The organism is Fontibacillus phaseoli, from assembly GCF_003337355.1.
GTDB classification, from domain to species: domain Bacteria; phylum Bacillota; class Bacilli; order Paenibacillales; family Paenibacillaceae; genus Fontibacillus; species Fontibacillus phaseoli.
Map to the genome: position 1 here is coordinate 1187147 of NZ_QPJW01000001.1, position 20746 is coordinate 1207892.

The following is a 20746-nucleotide window of genomic DNA, read 5'->3' on the forward strand; positions in this document are numbered from 1 at the left end:
TTTTAATAAAAATACATTCGGGATGCAAAAGACTTATTTGTTATATTGGCCAGGAATAGGGGAATATAATGAAGGATCATCTGAGTTTATTGTAAAATTTTATGATGAATATTGAAATTACACAGGGAAGTAACATTCATGCCGAATTGACCGGAGTTTTATTAAAAAGGGCTAGGATTCCTATTTGTAAAAAATATGTGTGAAATCATAAAGAAAAATTCTTTGCATATATATGCAGGTTGATTTATAATTAGCCCAGTAAATTAATTGTTGAACATAAATATTTTCTGACGGGAGAGAAACAGATGAAAAAATGGGGTATTTTAATTGTAGCGCTAATGATGGTGACAACCGTACTTGCCGCATGCGGACAAAATAAGAATAACGCTGCCGGCAACATCCCGGCGAATAACCAGGGAGCGGCCAATAACGGAGCAGCCTCCAAGAAGCTGATTATCGGTACGAGCGCGGATTTCCCGCCGTATGAATTCAAGATCAAGAACGAGAAAGGCGATAACGAAATCGTCGGTTTCGATATTGAAATCGCCAAAGAAATCGCCAAGGATCTTGGCGCCGAGCTGGAAATCAAGGATATGCAGTTCGATTCCCTGCTGAATGAACTGGAAAGCGGACGTGTAGACCTGGTCATTTCGGGTCTTAGCCCGAAACCGGAGCGTGCGAAGCAAATCGATATGTCCAAAATTTATTACAAAGCCGAGCAGTCCATCGTTTCACTTACGGAAAACAAAGATAAGTACGGGTCGATGGAGTCACTGGAAGGTTTGAAAATCGGCGTACAGAAAGGTTCCATCCAAGAAGATATGGCCAAGACGGTACCCAATGCCAAGCTGACTTCCCTCGGAAAAATCAACGATATCATTATGCAACTGAAATCGGGCCGCGTGGATGTAGCGATTATCGAAGGACCCGTTGCCGAATCGTTCGTCAAAAACGTAGACGGCATCAGCATCACTGACGCCAAACCGGTCACTGAGGACGAAGGCTATGTCGTCGGCGTGAAAAAAGGCAACAAGGAAATGCTGGATCAGGTTAACGCGACGCTTGACCGTCTTCTGAGCGACGGCTCGATCGATAAATTCGTTACCGAGGCTAGCGCGCTTGCCGAAAAATAATCACGGACCGATTGTTGCAGAAAATAGCGGAGCCTATTCGCTATTTTCTGTTTTTTTTGTCAAGGCTTTTGAGGTAAAATAGGAGGAATGATTGGGACATGGAGCTTTTTACGATGTTTTGGGAGTACCGCAGTTATTTTCTGACCGGTTTGCAGTACACGCTGCTTCTGGCGGCTCTGGGGGTGCTCTGCGGTTTTATTTTAGGTTTAATCATCACTCTTTTGCGGATGTCTCCCTGGAGAATTGTCCGCTTTATCGGCCATGCTTGGGTTGAATTCTTGCGCGGAACCCCGATGCTTGTGCAGTTGTTAATTATTCATTACGGTTTTTCTACAGCCTTCAACATCAATTTTTCGCCGATTCAATCCGGTGCGATTACGCTGTCTATTAATAGCTCGGCTTATCTGGCGGAAATTTTCCGCGCCGGAATTCAGGGAGTGGACCGCGGCCAAGGGGAAGCGGCACGCTCTCTGGGGATGAGCCGGTGGATGTCGCTGCGCTTTATCATCGTTCCGCAAGCGATCAAATCGGTGCTTCCGGCCATCGGTAACGAATTTGTCACGATTATCAAGGAATCTTCGATCGTATCGTTTATCGGGATTACGGAACTCATGTTCCAGTCCGGTGCCGTGGTTACCATTACTTATGACGGCATGACGCCATACCTGATTGTTGCCATCATGTACTTTATTTTGACATTCACATTGTCCCGCATTCTGGGTCTGTTCGAAAGGAAGTTGAGAGCTAGTGATTACCGTTAAAAATTTGCATAAAAAGTTCGGTCAGCTTCACATTCTGAAAGGCATCGACTTGGAAATCGCAAAAGGGGAGGTCGTTGTTGTTATCGGACCCAGCGGATCGGGCAAGAGTACCTTTCTGCGCTGCCTGAATCTGCTGGAGGAGCCGAGTGAAGGCGGAATTACATTTGAGGGTGAATCGATTACCGAAAAACGCCATAACATCAATAAAACCCGGGAAAAAATGGGGATGGTGTTTCAGCAGTTTAATTTATTTCCCCACAAAAGCGTCATCGACAACATTACGATGGCTCCGATCCGCGTGAAGAAAATCGACAAGGGCAAAGCGGAAATCCTCGCCATGGATTTGCTGCGGACGGTCGGATTGGAGGACAAGCGGGACGCTTATCCCTCGCAGCTGTCCGGAGGACAAAAGCAGCGGATCGCCATTGCCCGCGCGCTTGCGATGGAGCCGCACGTCATGCTGTTCGACGAGCCGACTTCGGCGCTGGATCCGGAAATGGTCGGCGAAGTGCTGGACGTCATGAAGAACCTCGCCGACAAAGGCATGACCATGGTGATCGTGACGCACGAAATGGGCTTTGCCCGCGAAGTGGGCGACCGGATCCTGTTCATGGATCAAGGCGTCATTATGGAGCAAGGCACGCCGCAGGAAGTGTTCGGTTCGCCGAAGCATCAGCGTACTCAGGATTTTCTCAGCAAAGTGCTGTAATACCAACTATGAGATACCAAAAACCGCCGGTAAATTTTACGGCGGTTTTTGGTGTTATTATGTCATCCTCTTACTAAATTGTCATCGAAGCAAAGAACAATTTCCGTTGTCCGGACGCCGTTTAACAAAGCATGGAAACATTTGCATCGTATTTTGGTTACAAAATTGTGATATATTGATTAGGCCAAAACCTGCCTTGAAGCAGGTGCGGGGGACGATTTGCCGAACTGCTGATTTATGCAAGGTTTAACATAAACAGCTTTCTTGGGGTGAAGCGTAAGAGACGACGCAGGGAACCAATCCTTTTTCCCGAACCCGACAACTAACTCCGCAGGCGAAAGTAAAGGGAGGAACATCATGAACAAACATAAGAAGATGGCATGTGCCGTAAAGGCGGCTATCATTGCAGTAGGTTTGGCAGGGGCGTTACAAAGTATTCCTGTTCATGCGGATTCGATACATAAAGCGAAGGAGGGAGACACCTTTTACCTTCTCGCCAAGAAGTACGGCGTCGATATGAACAAGCTGATAAGTGCAAATCCGGGTGTCAATGCAACCAACGTTTACGGCGGTTTGGATATCGTCATTCCGGGAACCGGATCAAATTCCATAGTTTCGATGGCTTCCGCCAGTGCAAACGAAACTCAAAGCCCGCAAACGTTGCCTGCCTTGAAAGTCTCGACGTCCGATCAGGTTGTCGAAGCCTGGGGCAAATCTTTTTCTTATACCAAAACGATCGATGTTAAAGCAACGGCTTATTCTTCCGCTGCCGGCGAGAACGGCAAGTGGGGAGCGGTGGATTATTTCGGTGATCCTTTGCAACTGGGTACGATTGCGGTGGATCCCAAAGTGATTCCAATGGGCACAAAAGTGCTGGTGACGGGCCACTCCCATGCCAACTTGCCGAAGAAAGCCTTCGTGGCGACCGCAACCGACCAGGGTGGAGCCATTAAAGGCAACCGCATCGATATTTTCATTCCGGGCAGTCAGCAGTCCGTCAGCCACTTCGGATTTCAGGACGTCAAGCTTTACGTTATAAAATAAATTAATAAGTCAGAGCAAACAGCTTCCGTTTCGGAAGCTGTTTTTTGTCGTCGGACAAGTGCAGAAGATGAAGGATATGGGCATACCTCATTTTGATTTCGAGATATGTAACAACTCGGGAAGCGTTACGAAATGATAACCTCGTGCTTTAAGCGTATGGATAATCTCGGGCAAGGCTTGAATCGTTCCGGATAAATCGGATCCCGTGCCGCCGCCGGCATGCTGGAGCACGATAGATCCCGGCCCGACGGCCTGGAGTACGTTCTGTTTCACCTTCTCCGCATCAAGCCCCTTCCAATCCAGGGAGTCTACGTTCCAGTTTACGATCGTATAGCCGTTTTTCTTGGCCCACTTGACTTGTTCCTCGTTGATTTCCCCATAAGGAGGGCGTATCAGCTTCGGTCGGTAACCGACGATGTTGGCAATGATCTTTTCGGTTCTTAGAATTTCGGTTCGAAACTGCTTTAGTGACCGGTTTTTGAACTGAGGATGGCTATAGGAATGGTTGCCGATAATGTGGCCTTCCTGGTGGATTTTACGAAGCAGGTTCGGGTTCTTTTTGGCCCGGTGACCGACGACGAAAAAAGTGGCTTTGACGCCCTCTTTCCGGAGCGCATCCAGCACTTGGGGCGTAAAGCGCGGATCGGGTACATCGTCGAAGGTCAAAGCGACCTGCTTCACTTCCGGACCCCGGAATTTGAACGTTTCGGAATACTTCCTCCGCAGTTCTCCCAGATTTAGCGGCTTGGTACTCTTTTCTGCGGTAACGGCGGCAGGTTTCGTATCGTCGGTCTTCATAATCTTCGTACTGCTTGGCTTCGCTGACAGCATCAAGGACGACGCTTCTCCGGGGGCTGGGCAGACGACAAAAAAGAACAAAGCCTTCAGGATCAAGGCGGCTCCAGCGGCTTTCCACCGCTTTTTGACTGTTCCGAACATAGTAAAAACCTCCTTTACCCGGAAACCGTAATATGCATAGGTATGCCCAGGATTTCCCGAAGTTATGTGAAACTTGAATGTGACATTCCTCACAGACTCGAAGGGCTGAAAAATTGCATCTTATAATGAAGCATAAAGCTAAGTGTTGGGCTTTACAGTGAGAGGAGAGAAAAATCATGTCGGAAGTTCTCTTTAACGAGCAGGTTGCGGCGGGGGTCTACCGGCTAGCCGTAGCAGGCAATTTTGCCGGAAATATGGGACAATTTTATATGCTGCGGGCATGGGATCGTTATCCTTTGCTCTCCAGGCCGCTGAGTATATTTAATATAATCGAAGACAGGATAGAGTTTCTTTATCTCGTTGCCGGAGAAGGGACGGAGCTGTTCTCCAGGCTGAAGGCAGGCGACCGGATTAACCTGGAAGGTCCGATGGGCAACGGGTTTCCTGAACCGGCCGGGAAGACGGCATTCGTTGGCGGAGGGATTGGCATCGCTCCGTTTTATTATGCCTTGGAGCAAATACCCGATGCGGATGTCTTTCTTGGCTTCAGCAAAGAGCCTTATATGGTAGAAGAATTCCGCGGCAGAACATCGGGGCGGGTCGTCGTCGATGTCGGCGGCGTGATTTTGGACAACGTTGATTTTAACGCTTACGACACCATTTATACCTGCGGACCGCATAAGATGCTGGAGGCCGTGCAACGGGAGCAGCTCCATTCGGGAACGAAAGCGCAGGTTTATGTGTCGCTGGAAAACCGGATGGCTTGCGGTATCGGCGCATGTCTCGTTTGTAGCGTCAAGTGCAAGGACAGCCGTAAAAAGGCTTGTGCCGACGGCCCCGTATTTCGAGCGGAAGAGGTGGTGTTGTTATGATGGACATGTCCTGTAAAATCGCTGGTGTACACTTCAAAAATCCGGTCGTGATGGCTTCCGGGACGTTTGGATTCGGCAAAGAGTACGGCAAGTATTATGATTTAAACCGGCTTGGCGGCATTTCCGGCAAAGGGCTTACGCTTCACCCGAAGGAAGGGAATTCCGGACTACGCGTCTATGAGACTCCTTCAGGCTTACTGAACAGTGTCGGACTTGAAAATCCCGGGATTCCGGCATTTTTGCGCGATGAGTGCCCGAGGTGGGAGCAACTGGATACGGCGCGGATCCTTAATTTGGGCGGAAATAGCATGCAGGATTACGTGGATGGCGCTCTTTTGATCGAAGAGGACGCAGCGGCCAGAAGAAAAGCGGGGCATACGGCCGTCGATATGATCGAGCTGAACATTTCTTGCCCGAACGTAAAAGCCGGCGGCATGGCTTACGGCATCCAGACGGAAACGGCCAGGGAAGTGGTGCGGGAAATCCGCGCGGTCACCTCGCTGCCGCTCGTTATCAAACTTTCCCCGAACGCCGAAGACATTGTAGGCATGGCTGTGATGTGCGAACAGGAGGGGGCGGATGGCGTTTCTTTGATTAATACTTTTTCAGCCATGAAAATCGATATCCATAAGCGCCGCAGCGTATTTGATAATCAGTATGCCGGTCTGTCGGGCCCTGCGATCAAGCCGATCGCACTGCGTATGGTGCATCAGGTAAGCAAGGCGGTCAGCATTCCCGTGATGGGCATGGGAGGCATCTCCAGCGCTGAGGATATCATCGAATTCATCATGGCGGGAGCCTCCGTGATTCAAGTGGGGACTTATAACTTTATTAACTTAAGAGCAGGCATTCAACTGATTGAAGGCTTGGAAGTATTTATGGAGCAGCAAAATGTGACGAATTTGGACGAAATTCGCGGCATCCTATAAAATAGAGATCAGGCAATGCCAAGGAGGTCTCGCGAATGAACAGCTTTGACGATATCAAGCTACAGGTTATACCTATGGGGCGGGATTTGCTCTTGACGATGACCGGTGGAGAGGCTCACATCGGTGCGGCTTCAACGGCTTATCTAACGGAACAGGGGATTGAAGTACAGACATCGGCGCTTCCCGGGCATAAAGAACATGTGTTGACGGCCGGGCTCGCCAAGCGGGCTGCCGAGTATTATCAACGCACCGTTACCGTAGTCATGGGCATCCATTATGACGGTTTGAACAGAGAAGAAATACAGCAAATATCACAAATTACGAAATCTCTCTTGGAGCAATTGCTGGCTGAAAGCAGAACGGAGGGGTCTTTATGAGTGCGTCAAACCAGGACGGCCATGATGAAAAATTCAAACGAAAGGCTATATCCGTCAAGGAAGGACAGGCAAAGATTTTATCTTTTGTCGGCAAGGGAGAGCAGGAACGGGTTGCTTTGCCTGAGGCTCAAGGGCGGATTCTCGCCGAGGATATTTACGCCCCGCATCCTTATCCGCATTTCCGCCGGTCCGGCATGGACGGGTTTGCCCTACTTAGTAACGATACGATAGGGTGCTCCACCGACAAGCCGGTATTTCTGGAAGTCGTGGATGAAATTCCTTGCGGCAGCTTGCCTTCGGTTTCTCTTATTCCGGGAACGGTCGCCAGAATTATGACGGGGGCGAAGGTTCCCGATGAAGCCGACGCCGTCGTGATGTTCGAAATGACGGAATCCACGGAAAGCCAAGGGAAAGCATATATTGAGTTGAAAAGAGAAATCAAATCGGGCAGCAATATTACGCCGGTAGGCCTGGAATTGAAGGAAGGCGACCTTATTTTGGAAAAGGGGCGCCGGTTGTCGGCCGGGGAAATATCGGTCCTTGCCACGTTTGGGATTTATAGCGTTCCGGTCATAAAGCGGCCTTTGGTCGCGATCTTCTCAACCGGGTCGGAATTGCTGGGCGTGGAGGAACCTTTGCAAGACGGGCGCATCCGCAACAGCAATACATATATGCTGGCCAGCCAGATTCGCGATGCCGGGGGAGAGCCTTACATTCTGGAGGCGATTGCCGATGATTTAGCCACGGCGCGGCAAAAAGTGCAGGAGGCCTTTGTGCTTTACGACATGGTAGTCACGACTGGAGGCGTCTCCGTCGGAGATTTCGACATCATGGCGGATCTGGTTTCCGGGGAAGACGTTGACATGCTCTTTAACAAGATCACGATGAGGCCGGGCAGCGTCACAACGGGAGCGGTGAAGGACGGTAAGCTCTTGTTTGCCTTGTCCGGAAATCCTGGAGCCTGCTTTGTCGGGTTCGAGTTGTTTGTCCGCCCGGCCATCGGAACCATGCTAGGGATCAGTCAGCCTTTCCTGAAAGAGATCCAGGCTACGTTAGGGCGGGAATATGTTAAGGTCAACAATTTTACGCGATTTGTACGGGGAAGGCTCGAACTGGAAGAAGGTCGTCTCGTCGCCTATCCGGCCATGCTTGATGAATCCAGCGTCATGGTTACGATTAAGGACAGCGACGTGCTCATTGTCATTCCTCCTTCCAGTCGCGGGGTACAGCCTGGCGAAAGAGTGACGGTGTTACAACTTCCGGGGGCACGATGAAGCCGGTCGTACAGATCTGTGGATACAAGAATAGCGGGAAAACGACGCTGCTTAGCTCTTTGCTGCGAATATTTAACGGCATGAATATCTCTACGGCGGTCATCAAGCACGATCTTCATGGTTTTGAAGGCGATGTGGAAGACACGGATACCTATAAGCTTCGGAGTGCCGGCGCCGCGGCTACGGCAATTACATCGCCCTGGAGAACGGCGGTGGTGGAGGAACGGGAGACACCGCTCCATGACTTGATTGAACGGTTTCAATCGTATGATCTAATCCTTGTGGAAGGCTTCAAACAGGAATCGTATCCGAAAATCGTGCTGCTCCATACCCCGGAGGATTTGGACTTGATCCATCAGGTGAGCGGCTTGATCGCACTCGTCGTCCGGCGTGATAGCAAAGAAGGAATCGGCATTTCTGACAACATCTTCATAAACACTCTGGTGAAGGAAAGTGAAGTTCTCGTTTTCTATGCGGACGAAGTACGGAGAATTGCGGAATTCATCTTAACACGCTCGGAAAACTGAAACATAAAAAGGTGGTTGGGCAGGAGTTAAACTCCGCCCAACCACCTTTTTCATTTTAAATGGTAAATAGTCCACGTTCATGAATCGGCTTAAGTATCGCTTCTGCGTTCGATTGCTTCCGACATCGTCTTGTCGGTGAGATGGGCATAAACTTCGGTTGTCTCTGTAGAAGCGTGACCAAGCTGCTCCTTGGTTTTATAAATATCGTTTTGCAAATAATAGTCCGTGGCAAAAGAATGGCGTAGCTTGTGCACGGTCAGATAAGGTTTGCCGAACCGCTTGGCATACTTGATGATCATCGCCTGAATCGCCCGTTTTGTCATCCGTTTGCCTTCCTTCTGCCCGTTGGGAATCGTAACGAACAAAGCCTTTTCCCGTTTGGGCGTGCGGTAGCGGGTCTGTCTCAAGGTTAAATAGTGAGTCAGATCGTCTTTGGATTGCTCGCGAAAATAAACCGGCGTTTTGAACGTCTCATCATTATTCCCTTTTCGGTACACATAGAGAAGCTTGTTGGCCAGATCCAGATCGTCCACGTTCAGGTTGATGACTTCCGATACCCGTAATCCCGAATTCAGAATCAGGCTGGCGATGCAGGCGTCCCGTTCTTTGTTGAGTTCATAGGAGTGCAATGCTTGTTTGTTCTCCTGGATATCTTGACCGTATCCTTCGGCAATATAGGCGATAAATTCGATAAGTTCGTCTTCCTCCAGTATTTTTCCCTTCAATTTCGCTGCCGTGTCCTTGGGCTTATGAATCCGTTTGATCTCTACTTTGGCCATGATGTTCCGTTTGAGCAGCGGATAAAAGTTTTCATCCTCGGCAATCTGGCTCAAATAATGAAAAAGCGAACGTAGCGAAGACATTTTCCGGGAAACGGTAATTTTCGCGTTCGTACCCTCGGTACGGGTCGTTAAATGCAACCGGTAACCGACGATGCTTTCCATACGCAAAACTTCCAGATCTTTCAATGTGATTTGTCCGTTGGCTTCGGCATCCGACAACCCTTCGGCCCGAAGCCAGTTAAAAAACTGCTCATAATCCCGAATATATTCAAGCAGCGTGGAAGGGGACAAGTCCGGCAGCTTGTAATCGATAAATTGTTGTACGAACCAAGGCATAGAAGGAATACGCTCGTCGAGCTTTTTCCGGTCGATCGTTTTTTGAATGTTCATCTGTACACCCCCGCAATGTCAACACCCGGCATCCGCCGATTCAGTTCTGCACTAAAAATATGTAATCCGGCTCGCCGTTCGATTGAGGAACCTCGTAAACCCGGGTATTGCCGAAAGAAGATTTCACCATGGCGGCAATTTCCGGAGAAGCCGTTTTGCGCTCCAGAAGCTGATGTACCCTGCACGAGATTACTCTTCGGATGGAAAAGGGCATGCCCGGATACCGGAGCCAACTCCACCTTGTTCCATTCTATAACTTTTTATTCGATTTCGACCACTATAACTTGTTGTACTTCGGGATCTTGAAGTGCTTCTTGCAGGGAAAAGCCGACCCCGACCCCGCCGATTAACACTTCCCAAGGCGAGCTTACATGACGGAGTGCGCAGTGCAGATCTTAATTCGAAAAACACACTATGTGAAAAATTCATAACAGTTTATCCAAAAATGAACTTAGTTCCCCTTCTTGTAACCCAACATTTATCGGTCCATATACCCTTTCAAAAAAAGAAAAAAGCGATTTAATCAAAACGTCCGGTTTAATCTAGTCAATAGCTCGCCGAAAATATTCTTCTCTTCTTCGGTCCAATCCCGGATTAATTGCTCAATGCGCTCTGTTCTGGCTTTTTTTGATTGTTTCAACTCCTGTATTCCGAGTTCCGTGATTTGCAGAAAATAAGCTCTTCTGTCCGCCGGATCGGCCGTGCGCGTAACATAGCCTTTTTGTTCCAAAGCAGCCGTTTGCCGGCTGATCGTGGAAACGTCAAGGTGAAATTCATCGGCGAGCGCCTTAACTCCGACAGCTCCGTTCAAGTTGATTTGATGAAGGAGGAGATAGGCGGAGCGATCAAGATTGCCGTGTTTGCGGTTTGAAATACGGCGATACAGAACAGCCAACTCCACTTCAATCGTATCCAAAGCTTGTTCATCCATTTTCATAACCTCGCTTGTTGACATATTTACTTGTAGTTGTATAATGCAATTATGTACTTTCATCATACAACTAGTTATTTTGAAAGTAAATGTTTATCGGAATTCTATATATAGAGTAAGGGGAGAGATCATGAATGTCTAATCATGTTGTTCAAACCGTTCCCGGTACGGGATCGGCCACGTTGGGAGATGGCGGATTTTTCAGGCAGCCTCGAGCCGTATGGGCTGTTTTTTTTGCGGGAATTATCGCCTTTATGGGGCTCGGCCTGGTTGATCCGATCTTGCCGGCGATCGCGGAAAATCTGAACGCTTCCCAAAGCCAGGTAACATTGCTGTTCACTAGCTATAACGCCGTTATGGCTATAGCGATGCTGGTTACCGGCACCATTTCATCGCGCTTGGGGATGAAGTGGACCTTGCTGCTCGGAATTATTGGGATTGCGATTTTTTCAGCACTTGGCGGATTATCGGATAATATTTGGACGATTATCGGATTGAGAGGCGGTTGGGGCTTCGGGAATGCGCTGTTTGTGGCCACGGCTTTGTCGGCGATCGTATCGTTGTCGAACAGCGGTACTACCCAAGCTGTAATCTTGTATGAAGCTGCCGTAGGCCTTGGTATCTCGGTAGGGCCGCTACTTGGCGGCTGGCTTGGCGCGATTACCTGGAGAGGACCCTTCCTTGGAGTAGCCGTACTCATGGTCTTGGCCTTCATTGGACTCAGTGCATTAATGCCGAAAGCGGATGATTCTTCAAAAAAAGAACGTCCCAAAACCTCGGTGCTGGAGCCGTTTCGTGCTTTGAGACACCGTTCGCTTGTTATTTTCGGCTTGACCGCATGCCTTTATAACTTCGGCTTCTTTACCTTAATGGCTTATGCTCCATTCGTTATGGGGCTGGATGAACACGGACTTGGCTTCGTTTTCTAGGCTGGGGAGTTTTGCTGGCATTTACGTCGGTTTTTATGGCGCCAAGACTGCAACAGCGTTTCGGTACGGTCAAATCCATGAGCATCATGCTGATCCTTTTCGCAATGACACTGCTTGCCATGGGCATTTGGACGAATGTGCAATGGGTAGTTATTGCAGCCGTTGTCTTTGCCGGCGCTCTGCTGGGGAACAACAACACGTTGATCACCGCAGCCGTGATGAACGCTTCTCCGGTCGAACGTTCGACGGCTTCTGCGGCATACAGCTTTCTCCGTTTCTTGGGCGGTGCGATAGCTCCTTTTCTGGCCGGTAAATTGGCGGAGTGGTTTAATCCGCATATTCCTTTTATCGTAGGCGCCGGATTCGTCTTGTTGTCCGTGATGCTTATTCTGAGCAATCAGCATCATGTGAAGCTTGTGGATCACGCGGGAGCGGGACATTAATGCTCATTAAAAATATAGTAATCATAAATAATGTTATGTAAACTTTACGTGAGCTCGGCAATTCAGTTGCTCGGGTTCTTCCTTTTTCCGAAGCAATATAATAAACCAGCCATGAATTTTGTCCGATATTATCACCCTCGGTATTCTGGCTCGTGGTATAATTAGTTGTTGTTTATCCTCGGAAAGTTTCCTAAGAAGGAGCCATACATTCATGAATTTCAGCGTTACGCATTTATCGTTTTTTGTCATTCAAGTGGAAGGTAAAGAAGGCCAGACGGCCAAAAGTTACAAGCATTATCAAACTCTGGACGGGTACGAGTATTTGGACAGTCAAATCAAGGAGTTTCTGGACGGGGAATTCTCACGGATCGCCAAACGAAAAGTCGAGAAAAATCCGGCCGTCGAGCAGGCTCCTACCAAAATTGGCCGCTTTATCGTGGAACCGGGCTATGAGTTGGACAGCAATCCGAACTTTAACATGTTCGCCCGTTTGCGGGCCTCCGACAATAAGGAAGATTATAAAAATGCGTGCGATGATCTCGTCCGCAGCTATCTGGACACCAGTTCCGTACGCGGCGGAGCGTTGATCGTCGTTCAAGCCGTACTTGCCACGCATTCGGACGATCCTTTCATTTTTGTGCTGAAATGCGATTTCGAGCCGAAGATCGCGCGGATTTCCGATGAACGCAGCTTGATTAGCCAGGTGGAAATGGCGATCAGTGCAAGGAACATGAAGTCGATCCTTTATCCCTATATGCTGGAGGAAGGGATGAACGATGAATGGGAATTGAAGATTCACCAATCCTCACATGCCAAATATTTCGAAGACTTCTTGAGATTCGTCAGTTATGATATGTCCATTCCGGAAATCGTGAACGAACAGGTGATGGAATTCGTCCAGACTTATGTCGAAAATAAGTGGCCCGATGAGACGCAAGAGGAACGCCAGCAGGTAGAAAAAGAACTGGAGCTATGGGCAGCGAGCGAAAAGCGGGATATTCAGGCGAAGTGGGAACCGCAGCAGGTCGCGGAAGCGGCGGAACGAATCGTGGAAATCAAGCCGGAGATCGAACTGAAATTTCGCATCGGCGATACGCTGGTGAAAGGGAGATTGGGGGACTTCGGAGATCAGATTCATATCGCCAGGCTGAATGGAAGATATGCGGTCATTTTGGAAGGGAATTCCTTTACCTTTGACAAAGCGTTTTCGCCGGTTGAACTGCTGCAGCCGGATTCGTTTGAAGAGGTGACGCAGCGGATTTTGGAGAAGAAGCCGGATGAGGACGATCTTCCGCCATTCTAAGAGTTAATAACGATTGATTAATTAATAACATTAATTTAATATATTTCATAGCATTAATTAATATGATTAATCATATTAATTAAATCCGATTGACCAGCTTGTTTATGAATTTATGGAAATCAATTGTTGACTAAATTTTAGATATCGGCGTATAATAACACCAAGTTTTCCTCAATGACACAGGCAGTGAAGAGGAGCAGGCCATACCGGGCTCTTATGTCCAGAGAGCGGCGAACTAGCTGAAATCGCCGTCTTAACCCCGAGTGCCGACTCGCCTTGGAGCCGTTGTCCCGATTTCTGAAGTCAGGAATAAGGGCGACCGATTTAGCACCCGTTAACGTGCGCGTCAAGCGGATCAGGTCCGTTTGACAATGAGGCCGCGGCATGGAAATGACGCGGTGAACCTGGGTGGTACCACGGAAGATAACCCCTTTCGTCCCTATAGCACGCCGTTTGGCGTGCGGGATGAGAGGGGTTTTTAGGTGTATGTTTGTTAATATGGATACAGTAAGAAGCAGTGAAGAGGAGCAGGCCAAACGGGCTCTTATGTCCAGAGAACGGCGAGCAAGCTGAAATCGCCGTCTTAATCCCGGTGCCGACTCGCCTTGGAGCTGCGTTCCCGAATTGCCGCAGGATGATATGGCTGTTGGCGGATTAAGGAGCGCCGGTTTGTACTCGTTACCGTACAAGGAACCGTACCTTACCTCATCGGTTCCTATGGAGACCGCCGATTGTGAAGCCGGCGGTAAATCAGGGTGGTACCGTGAAAGCAACCTCTTTCGCCCCTGCTGCAGCCTTTTGGCTTGGAGCAGGAGCGAAAGAGGTTTTTTGTTTATCCAAAAATTAAAGAAGGCGGGATTCATTATGCGGAAAATTTATGTATTTGACACAACTTTGCGGGACGGGGAACAATCACCGGGCGTCAGCCTGACCATGGAAGAGAAGGTGGCGATTGCCCTTCAACTGGAGCGGCTTGGTATCGACCGTATCGAAGCCGGCTTTGCGGCTACTTCGCCCGGGGATCTGCAAAGCATTCGCGAGGTGGCGAAGCATGTAAAGAACGCCACGCTGCTTAGTTTGGCCCGTTGTCACACCAAGGATATCGATGCGGCCGTCGAAGCCTTGAAGGACGCGGAAGATCCTTGCTTGCATCTGGTATTGGCCACTTCGCCGATTCACCGCGAATACAAGCTGCGTATGGATAAAGCCAAAGTGATGGAGACGGCGGAAGCCGCTATCCGCTATGGCCGGAAATTTTTTGACAAAATCGAATTTTCTGCCGAGGATGCCAGCCGGACTGAGATCGATTTTCTGTGCGAGATGACGGCGATGGCGATCCGTGCCGGGGCCACGGTCGTCAACTTGCCGGATACGGTAGGCTTTGCTACGCCGGAACAGTTCGGAGCGATGTTCAGAACGATTAAGGCAAACGTTCCGGGAATCGAAAAAATCCAGCTCAGCACGCACTGCCACGACGATCTTGGAATGGCTACGGCCAATACGCTGGCAGCAATCGCGAACGGCGTGGATCAGTTCGAAGGTACGATCAACGGCATCGGTGAACGTGCCGGCAATACATGCATCGAAGAGGTAGCATTGGCTTTGGAGACCAGAAGCGATTTTTACGGAGCCAAAACGGCATTGCAATTGGGCGAGATTTACCAAACGAGCCGGATGGTCAGCAAAATGACGGGGATGAGCGTACCGGGGAATAAGGCCATCGTCGGCGCCAATGCTTTTGCGCATGAATCCGGCATTCACCAGGACGGGATGCTGAAGAACCGCAGCACCTACGAAATTATCACGCCGGAAACGATTGGAGCGAGCTCCAGCAAGCTGGTGCTGGGCAAACACTCCGGGCGTCATGCCTTCAAGGAAAAGCTGACGGACCTTGGATACACGGTGGATGAAGAACAGCTCAACATCGCTTTCGCCAAATTTAAGGAACTCGCAGACCGAAAGAAAAACGTGCTCGCCGAGGATACCCGTGCGCTGCTTGAAGAGAACATGGCGACCGGGCCGAAGCCTTACGTGCTGGACAGCATTCATGTTTCTTACGGAAACAGATCCCTGCCGACCGCCTCCGTACGGATTATCAAGCAGGATGGAACCGTCACCGATGAAGCCTCGGTCGGGAACGGCTCAGTGGATGCCGTGTATCAGGCCTTGGCCAAGGCCACAGGTTCCCGGGCAGAACTGGAAGATTATTCGATCCACTCCGTTACGCAAGGTACGGACGCCCAAGGCGAAGTCCATGTCGTGTTGAAACAGGATGAAGTTACAGTATCCGGACGCGGTGTTAGTACCGATATCATCGAAGCCAGCGCCAAGGCGTATATCGATGCCATGAACCGCATGGCTGGGCGTCGGGAACGCGAACGGGAAGGAAATATCGTCATTTATTAATGCAGAAATGCTAGTTCCGGGCATGGAGGTGCTGGAAGTAGGGTGCGGGACGGGGTCGATCACGAACGTCATCGCCAAGGCCGCTGGGCGACAGGCCAGGGGATGGGCAGCCGAGCAGGCGGAATTCCAGAAGATGTACCTGTTGTCCGTAGAACGGATCAAGTATTAACCGTAAGATGAAAATACAGCCGTTCCCGAATGAGAGGGAACGGCTGTTATTATTTTATAATTCCAAATTGGCGATTTCCGATTTCAGCTTGTTCGCCGAATTTTGGAACTGGATCAGTTCCTGATCGCTCAGTTCGAGGTCCAGAACCTGGCGTACGCCCGTACGGTCGACGATGCTTGGCACGCCGAGGTAAACATCGGAAACGCCGTTATAATCGTTCAAGAGGGTAGATACGTTCAACACGGAGCCTTCATCTTGCAGAATGGACACGATAATCCGGTCCAAAGCGAGAGCGATGGCATAGGAAGTAGCGCCTTTTGCGTTGATGATTTCATAAGCGGCATTTTTCGTGCTGTCGAAAATATCTTCCCGGTCCTGATCAGAGAATTCAAGCCCAATCCCGGCGACGTTGGCAAGGCTCCAAAGCGGCAGCTCGGAGTCCCCGTGTTCGCCGACGATATGCGCGTGAATGCTGCGCGGATTAATTCCTTTATTTTGCCCGATCAGATAGCGGAAGCGGGCACTATCAAGCAGGGTACCCGAACCGATTACCCGGTTTGAAGGGAAGCCGCTCTTCTTGAGAGATACATAGGTTAAAATATCCACCGGGTTTGTAGCTACCAGAATAATGCCGTGATCGTTATATTTAACGATGTTTTGAATGATGCTGTCGAAAATGCCGGCATTTCGCTTCAGCAGATCGATTCTGGTTTCGCCCGGACGCTGGGAAGCCCCGGCCGCGATGACGATGATGTCGGCATCCGCACAATCGCTGTAATCTCCGGCCCAGAGCTTAACGCCGCCGGTAAAAGGCAGGCCGTGGTTCATATCCAGTGCTTCGCCAAGCGCTTTATCTTTGTTGGCGTCGATCAGAACGAGTTCGGACACCCGCTCGCGAAGCAGCAATGTGTAGGCGGTTGTCGAGCCCACCGCACCGGTTCCAATAATAACTACTCTACTGGAACGCAATTGAGTTTTCATGATTTCATCATCTCCTTGATTCTTGTTTTCCAACCTATAGGATGCGCAGAATAAGTTCCCTTAATCAGCCCGGAAAGCCTCCGTAGGGAAAGTGAAGAATCCGCTTTTTGTGAAATTAGCGGATATGTACTTATTACTCCCTACATTGTACATGAAACACCAAAAATTTAAAGTAAAACATGGAAAAATCATATATTTAAAATTAATAGTAAATATATTGAAGTTTTACTATACATAAAAATAATTATGTCAACTAAAAAGGAATATGAGAACTTTGTAACCGTGGATGTAACCATTCTGTAAGGACGCCGGGCCTCTTTTTATATTATTCTAGTAATATCAATAGAGAGAGGACCATGGTGATTTAAATGTCTTACATACAACGAATGGAAGAGGAGCAACAGCTTCAGCAAACAAAACGAAACAGAGATAAGAGATCATCCCGCAGGATGAAGTCCATGGTCATCATAGCATTAGTGTTATCTTCCGCATCACTGGTTATGTCCGCTTTTGCCGCGAACAATATATGGCACGGCAATTCGGCGAGTCACGGCTCGGCAGTAGCGGTAACCCCCAAATTCGCAGGTTCCGCCGAACCGGAATCGCTAACCGAAGATAAAGCACCGCTAACTTCTACAGAGAGTGCGGAGGCTAAAGATCAACCGCAGGTAAATGCAAACGACGCGGATACGACTCAATCCCCTCCGCCGGCCAATCCAAAGGAAGGCAAAGAAGAGAAGACTGGCGCGAAAACGGAGAAAAAGACAGCTCAAAAAGTCATTTATCTCACATTTGATGACGGACCGGGCAAATATACGGATCAAATTGTAAGTATTTTAAATAAGAATGGAATCCATGGTACCTTTTTCATGATCGGAAACCAGGTTTCCGGCAACGAAAAAGCGATAAAGACGGCAGCGGAAAACGGGAATTACATTGGCCTTCACAGCATGACCCATGACAAGAAAAAGTTGTACAGAAGCTCCGGTTCGGCCAGGTTCATCAAAGAGTTTAAACAGGAGCAGGAGATTATCCAAAAAATAACCGGGACCACCCCGTGGCTGATCCGGGCGCCGTACGGCAGCAAACCGGAAATCAACAACAAATTCCTCAACGATATCGCAGCCGCCAAATTTAAAATGTGGGACTGGACCGTCGATTCTAAGGATTGGAACTATCCGGGCAAGCCGGAACGAATTATTCAGGAAATCAAGCGTCAAGTTCATCGGGATACCGAAGTGATTCTCATGCATGAAAAATCCCAGACCGTACAGGCCCTGCCGGGAATCATCAAATATTTGAAGAAAAAGGGATACTCTTTCGCCGTCTATAAACCGGATCAGCATTTCCCCGTAAACTTTGCAAAAGACGAGCGTTTGTAATCTACCATTCTGCCTATGCTATAATTAATGCACCCGCGAGATTTTTGAAGGAGAGGTGGTTTCCTGGTGAGATGGTGGCACAAAGCAGCCGGATACGCTATTGCGGCCTGTCTGCTGCTGACTGCTTGTTCTTCGCAGCAACCGCCGGCCCAAAATAGTTCTGTCAGTCAGGAAGAAGAAATGCAGGAAGAAGGACAGACGCTGACTGTCATCAATCCTGAATCATCCTTGAGCAATTCCTCGAACCCTCCATCCACGGAAGAAGGGAAGGAATATCAGATCCAAACAAGGCTTACCGATTTTCGGCTGTTGAGCGCTTCCAAGGGGCTAGCCTGGGGCTCAACCCGAAGCGAATTGCGACTCTACGTGACCCAGGATAACGGAAAGACGTGGATCAACATTTCGCCGGCCGCGTCGGTCCAATTTCCGAATAATCCGCAATACGGCAAGGATTTGTACTTCGTGGATACGGACCATGGCTGGATCGTTCGCGATTCGCTCGGTTCGGGTGAAGCTATTGTCCTTCGGACCGGAGACGGTGGAGCAACCTGGAAAATGACATCGCTGCCGGAGGCGGATGATGTTGCTTCTATTTACTTTTTGGATCAGAGCCTAGGATGGATACTGACGAAGGGCCAGGGACCGGACAGCAGTGAAGCAAAAGCGTTATACAAAACGACAAACAGTGGAGCAACCTGGGAAAAAATAATGAGTACGCCGATTCTTCCAACGGATACTTCGGTCGTGGATCAAACGCTTCCGAAGCTGGGGGATCCTGTTGGAATGGTGTTTACGGATGATAAAAACGGATATATCACGATGGTTGAAGCCGGGCTTCCCGCATTGTATGTGACTAAAAGCGGAGGCAGGCATTGGGTGAAGAGCAACCGGTTTTTCGAGCAAGATAAATTCACTACCTGCGAACGTTTCACAGTGGGAGAGCCAAGCTTTTTTAATAGCGGTAACACGGGATGGATCTCTTTCGGATGCGGAAGGGAGAATGCGCTAAAGTACAACGGCTACTTTACTGCCTCTGCCGGAAAAAGCTGGACCCTGGCTCCTTTTGGCTTGCCATGGCAAGCCGGTTCCCACGGGAACATGACAACTACGTTTATTAATACCAAGGAAGGTTGGTCCCTTCAGGGGTCCGGCTTATATCATACGCTGGATCAGGGCAATAGCTGGACCTTGCTCCCGGAGAGCAAGAAGCTGAACGAAGTACTTGACGATTATCCTGTTGTGGTTAAAATCCAGTTTTATTCCTCCAAGACAGGCTGGCTGCTTGTTGAAAAGAGTGACAAAAAGCGGTCCTTGCTCATGCAAACGCAGGACGGCGGAATCAGTTGGCGCGTACTTTAACCGGTAGCGCCAATTTTTTCTGCTCAAAGCAAAATAGGAAAGAAAAAACCTAAAATTGTGATGTTCATTAATTTGTGAAAATTATCACGTGCACTGTTCAGACTTTGTGATATATTTAACTTGTAAGAAGGAAACAGAAAATGAAAGACACCGAAAGACAAGATTTTAATTAAAATTATAGGAGTGAGTCAAAATGAAAACAGCTAACCAAGAAACAATTACCCGTAACTTCCTCCAATTCTGCTATACTTGCGAAGACGCCCATCTGTGCACAACCGAGGAGACTTGCCAAGCTTGCTGGGCGGAAAATGGTCTGTGTGAACAACAAGCTGACGGTGCGGATGAAACTCGTGAATTTCTGCAATTCTATTATGCTTAATTCATTAACCTCTTCTTCCAAATAACCTTCGGTTCTTGGCCCAGGAACCGAAGGTTTTTTTGTTGACTTTTTCTTTAGCAGGCTTGGCAGACAGAATAACAAAATAATCGGACAAGGGTGGCATATTTTCATAAGTGCCGGAATAACAAGTTTTGTATTGGACGGCATATACATAGGAGAGAAGGAGAGGGCGAGCAGGCTGCTGCATTGGCCGGCGCCAGATAAGGAGGGAGAAGCGTGCAATCTTGGATGGAAATGTTCGGGGTGATGAATACGGCTTTCCCGATCTTCATCGTCGTCATTCTCGGTATCATCGTTCTAACAGCGGCTGGCGGCTTAAAAAGGCATCTGTCGAACAACCGGCAGCCGGTGCTTATCGTTTCGTCCGTCATTGTCTCCAAACGGACGGAAGTGACCCATAGGCATGATACGGAGCTCTCCATTAACCGTTCGGACAGCAAATATTATTTGACGTTTGAGGTGGAGAGTGGGGACCGGATGGAATTCCTGGTGAGCGGACAGGAATACGGTCAATGCTCGGAAGGAGATGAAGGGAAGCTGACTTTTCAAGGAAGCCGGTATTTCGGATTCGAGCGGCTTAGCAAAACTTATCATGCTGCGCTTCAAGAGTATCGTCACTATTAGAATGACCTTTGCTGATCAAATAATGAAGAGCTGTCCGACGGACAGCTCTTTTTGTTTCAATTTGATTAACTGCCGCTCGCCT

General features: G+C 48.9%; 20 protein-coding genes, 1 pseudogene and 1 riboswitch. Of the genes and pseudogenes, 17 read left to right on the forward strand and 4 right to left on the reverse strand.

Annotated elements, in window-relative coordinates:
• Nucleotides 1-305: 305 nt before the first annotated feature.
• From DFP94_RS05840 to DFP94_RS05855, 4 genes are all read left to right on the forward strand, one after another.
• A complete protein-coding gene (locus tag DFP94_RS05840; RefSeq protein ID WP_114495443.1) occupies nucleotides 306-1133 on the forward strand; it encodes a transporter substrate-binding domain-containing protein in 828 nt (275 codons plus the stop codon).
• Nucleotides 1134-1231: 98 nt separating this feature from the next.
• On the forward strand, nucleotides 1232-1894 hold the full coding sequence (locus DFP94_RS05845) for an amino acid ABC transporter permease (RefSeq protein ID WP_114495444.1): 663 nt from the start codon (nucleotides 1232-1234) through the stop codon (nucleotides 1892-1894).
• Complete coding sequence (locus DFP94_RS05850) at nucleotides 1881-2603, forward strand: amino acid ABC transporter ATP-binding protein (protein ID WP_114495445.1); 723 nt, start codon at nucleotides 1881-1883, stop codon at nucleotides 2601-2603. Before DFP94_RS05845 ends, DFP94_RS05850 begins: the two co-directional genes overlap by 14 nt.
• A gap of 172 nt (nucleotides 2604-2775) precedes the next feature.
• Nucleotides 2776-2955: riboswitch (cyclic di-AMP (ydaO/yuaA leader) on the forward strand.
• Between the two features lie 5 nt (nucleotides 2956-2960).
• Nucleotides 2961-3647 (forward strand): 3D domain-containing protein, encoded by a 687-nt coding sequence (locus DFP94_RS05855; RefSeq protein WP_114495446.1) that lies wholly within the window; start codon nucleotides 2961-2963, stop codon nucleotides 3645-3647.
• Between the two features lie 87 nt (nucleotides 3648-3734).
• Here DFP94_RS05855 and DFP94_RS05860 read toward each other — a convergent pair whose 3' ends face one another.
• Nucleotides 3735-4586 carry a polysaccharide deacetylase family protein gene (locus DFP94_RS05860; protein WP_425459227.1) on the reverse strand — a complete coding sequence of 284 codons (852 nt, stop codon included), beginning with the start codon at nucleotides 4584-4586 and terminating at the stop codon, nucleotides 3735-3737.
• Nucleotides 4587-4762: 176 nt separating this feature from the next.
• Here DFP94_RS05860 and DFP94_RS05865 point away from each other — a divergent pair, with 176 nt between their 5' ends.
• Genes DFP94_RS05865 through mobB form a run of 5 tightly spaced genes read left to right on the forward strand, consistent with a single transcriptional unit; the run spans nucleotide 4763 to nucleotide 8565 of the window.
• A complete protein-coding gene (locus DFP94_RS05865) occupies nucleotides 4763-5458 on the forward strand; it encodes a dihydroorotate dehydrogenase electron transfer subunit (protein WP_114495447.1) in 696 nt (231 codons plus the stop codon).
• On the forward strand, nucleotides 5455-6387 hold the full coding sequence (locus DFP94_RS05870) for a dihydroorotate dehydrogenase (RefSeq protein ID WP_114495448.1): 933 nt from the start codon (nucleotides 5455-5457) through the stop codon (nucleotides 6385-6387). The genes DFP94_RS05865 and DFP94_RS05870 overlap by 4 nt, the downstream gene beginning before the upstream one ends.
• 35 nt (nucleotides 6388-6422) lie before the next feature.
• Nucleotides 6423-6764, forward strand: coding sequence for a prenylated flavin chaperone LpdD (lpdD, locus tag DFP94_RS05875; protein WP_114495449.1), 342 nt, complete (start codon nucleotides 6423-6425; stop codon nucleotides 6762-6764).
• Nucleotides 6761-8038, forward strand: a complete 1278-nt coding sequence (locus DFP94_RS05880) for a molybdopterin molybdotransferase MoeA (protein ID WP_114495450.1) — start codon at nucleotides 6761-6763, stop codon at nucleotides 8036-8038. The genes lpdD and DFP94_RS05880 overlap by 4 nt, the downstream gene beginning before the upstream one ends.
• The gene (mobB, locus tag DFP94_RS05885; RefSeq protein ID WP_114495451.1) at nucleotides 8035-8565 is read left to right on the forward strand and encodes a molybdopterin-guanine dinucleotide biosynthesis protein B; all 531 of its coding nucleotides are present in this window, start codon (nucleotides 8035-8037) and stop codon (nucleotides 8563-8565) included. Before DFP94_RS05880 ends, mobB begins: the two co-directional genes overlap by 4 nt.
• Before the next feature lie 89 nt (nucleotides 8566-8654).
• Here mobB and xerS read toward each other — a convergent pair whose 3' ends face one another.
• Together xerS and DFP94_RS05900 are read right to left on the reverse strand one after the other, a co-directional pair.
• Nucleotides 8655-9737: a tyrosine recombinase XerS gene (gene xerS / locus DFP94_RS05890; RefSeq protein WP_114495452.1), complete on the reverse strand. Its 1083-nt coding sequence runs from the start codon at nucleotides 9735-9737 to the stop codon at nucleotides 8655-8657.
• Between the two features lie 523 nt (nucleotides 9738-10260).
• A complete protein-coding gene (locus DFP94_RS05900; RefSeq protein ID WP_114495453.1) occupies nucleotides 10261-10668 on the reverse strand; it encodes a MarR family winged helix-turn-helix transcriptional regulator in 408 nt (135 codons plus the stop codon).
• A 134-nt stretch (nucleotides 10669-10802) separates the two neighbouring features.
• Between DFP94_RS05900 and DFP94_RS05905 the strand changes: the two are divergent.
• From DFP94_RS05905 to DFP94_RS05920, 4 genes and pseudogenes are all read left to right on the forward strand, one after another.
• Nucleotides 10803-12040, forward strand: a pseudogene (locus tag DFP94_RS05905) (MFS transporter).
• A gap of 211 nt (nucleotides 12041-12251) precedes the next feature.
• On the forward strand, nucleotides 12252-13343 hold the full coding sequence (locus DFP94_RS05910; protein ID WP_114495454.1) for a DUF3900 domain-containing protein: 1092 nt from the start codon (nucleotides 12252-12254) through the stop codon (nucleotides 13341-13343).
• Nucleotides 13344-14207: 864 nt separating this feature from the next.
• Complete coding sequence (locus tag DFP94_RS05915; RefSeq protein WP_114495803.1) at nucleotides 14208-15749, forward strand: 2-isopropylmalate synthase; 1542 nt, start codon at nucleotides 14208-14210, stop codon at nucleotides 15747-15749.
• Nucleotides 15750-15771: 22 nt separating this feature from the next.
• The gene (locus tag DFP94_RS05920; protein ID WP_281269469.1) at nucleotides 15772-15918 is read left to right on the forward strand and encodes a hypothetical protein; all 147 of its coding nucleotides are present in this window, start codon (nucleotides 15772-15774) and stop codon (nucleotides 15916-15918) included.
• Between the two features lie 54 nt (nucleotides 15919-15972).
• On the opposite strand, the gene DFP94_RS05925 is transcribed toward DFP94_RS05920, so the two are convergent.
• Nucleotides 15973-16899: an L-lactate dehydrogenase gene (locus tag DFP94_RS05925; protein WP_114495456.1), complete on the reverse strand. Its 927-nt coding sequence runs from the start codon at nucleotides 16897-16899 to the stop codon at nucleotides 15973-15975.
• Nucleotides 16900-17357: 458 nt separating this feature from the next.
• Here DFP94_RS05925 and DFP94_RS05930 point away from each other — a divergent pair, with 458 nt between their 5' ends.
• The 4 genes from DFP94_RS05930 (at nucleotide 17358) to DFP94_RS05945 (ending at nucleotide 20664) form a co-directional block, all read left to right on the forward strand.
• Nucleotides 17358-18281, forward strand: a complete 924-nt coding sequence (locus tag DFP94_RS05930) for a polysaccharide deacetylase family protein (RefSeq protein WP_245954501.1) — start codon at nucleotides 17358-17360, stop codon at nucleotides 18279-18281.
• A gap of 66 nt (nucleotides 18282-18347) precedes the next feature.
• Nucleotides 18348-19640 (forward strand): WD40/YVTN/BNR-like repeat-containing protein, encoded by a 1293-nt coding sequence (locus DFP94_RS05935; protein WP_245954503.1) that lies wholly within the window; start codon nucleotides 18348-18350, stop codon nucleotides 19638-19640.
• A 193-nt stretch (nucleotides 19641-19833) separates the two neighbouring features.
• Nucleotides 19834-20019: a hypothetical protein gene (locus DFP94_RS05940; protein WP_114495458.1), complete on the forward strand. Its 186-nt coding sequence runs from the start codon at nucleotides 19834-19836 to the stop codon at nucleotides 20017-20019.
• A 249-nt stretch (nucleotides 20020-20268) separates the two neighbouring features.
• Nucleotides 20269-20664: a DUF2500 domain-containing protein gene (locus DFP94_RS05945; RefSeq protein ID WP_114495805.1), complete on the forward strand. Its 396-nt coding sequence runs from the start codon at nucleotides 20269-20271 to the stop codon at nucleotides 20662-20664.
• Nucleotides 20665-20746: the final 82 nt, after the last annotated feature.

Coding starts and splice junctions, on each gene's coding strand:
- DFP94_RS05840 (WP_114495443.1), top strand. CDS start 306: ATGAAAAAATGGGGTATTTTAATTGTAGCGCTAATGATGGTGACAACC.
- DFP94_RS05845 (WP_114495444.1), top strand. CDS start 1,232: ATGGAGCTTTTTACGATGTTTTGGGAGTACCGCAGTTATTTTCTGACC.
- DFP94_RS05855 (WP_114495446.1), top strand. CDS start 2,961: ATGAACAAACATAAGAAGATGGCATGTGCCGTAAAGGCGGCTATCATT.
- DFP94_RS05860 (WP_425459227.1), bottom strand. CDS start 4,586: ATGTTCGGAACAGTCAAAAAGCGGTGGAAAGCCGCTGGAGCCGCCTTG.
- DFP94_RS05865 (WP_114495447.1), top strand. CDS start 4,763: ATGTCGGAAGTTCTCTTTAACGAGCAGGTTGCGGCGGGGGTCTACCGG.
- DFP94_RS05870 (WP_114495448.1), top strand. CDS start 5,455: ATGATGGACATGTCCTGTAAAATCGCTGGTGTACACTTCAAAAATCCG.
- lpdD (WP_114495449.1), top strand. CDS start 6,423: ATGAACAGCTTTGACGATATCAAGCTACAGGTTATACCTATGGGGCGG.
- DFP94_RS05880 (WP_114495450.1), top strand. CDS start 6,761: ATGAGTGCGTCAAACCAGGACGGCCATGATGAAAAATTCAAACGAAAG.
- mobB (WP_114495451.1), top strand. CDS start 8,035: ATGAAGCCGGTCGTACAGATCTGTGGATACAAGAATAGCGGGAAAACG.
- xerS (WP_114495452.1), bottom strand. CDS start 9,737: ATGAACATTCAAAAAACGATCGACCGGAAAAAGCTCGACGAGCGTATT.
- DFP94_RS05900 (WP_114495453.1), bottom strand. CDS start 10,668: ATGGATGAACAAGCTTTGGATACGATTGAAGTGGAGTTGGCTGTTCTG.
- DFP94_RS05910 (WP_114495454.1), top strand. CDS start 12,252: ATGAATTTCAGCGTTACGCATTTATCGTTTTTTGTCATTCAAGTGGAA.
- DFP94_RS05915 (WP_114495803.1), top strand. CDS start 14,208: ATGCGGAAAATTTATGTATTTGACACAACTTTGCGGGACGGGGAACAA.
- DFP94_RS05920 (WP_281269469.1), top strand. CDS start 15,772: ATGGAGGTGCTGGAAGTAGGGTGCGGGACGGGGTCGATCACGAACGTC.
- DFP94_RS05925 (WP_114495456.1), bottom strand. CDS start 16,899: ATGAAAACTCAATTGCGTTCCAGTAGAGTAGTTATTATTGGAACCGGT.
- DFP94_RS05930 (WP_245954501.1), top strand. CDS start 17,358: ATGGTCATCATAGCATTAGTGTTATCTTCCGCATCACTGGTTATGTCC.
- DFP94_RS05940 (WP_114495458.1), top strand. CDS start 19,834: ATGAAAACAGCTAACCAAGAAACAATTACCCGTAACTTCCTCCAATTC.
- DFP94_RS05945 (WP_114495805.1), top strand. CDS start 20,269: ATGGAAATGTTCGGGGTGATGAATACGGCTTTCCCGATCTTCATCGTC.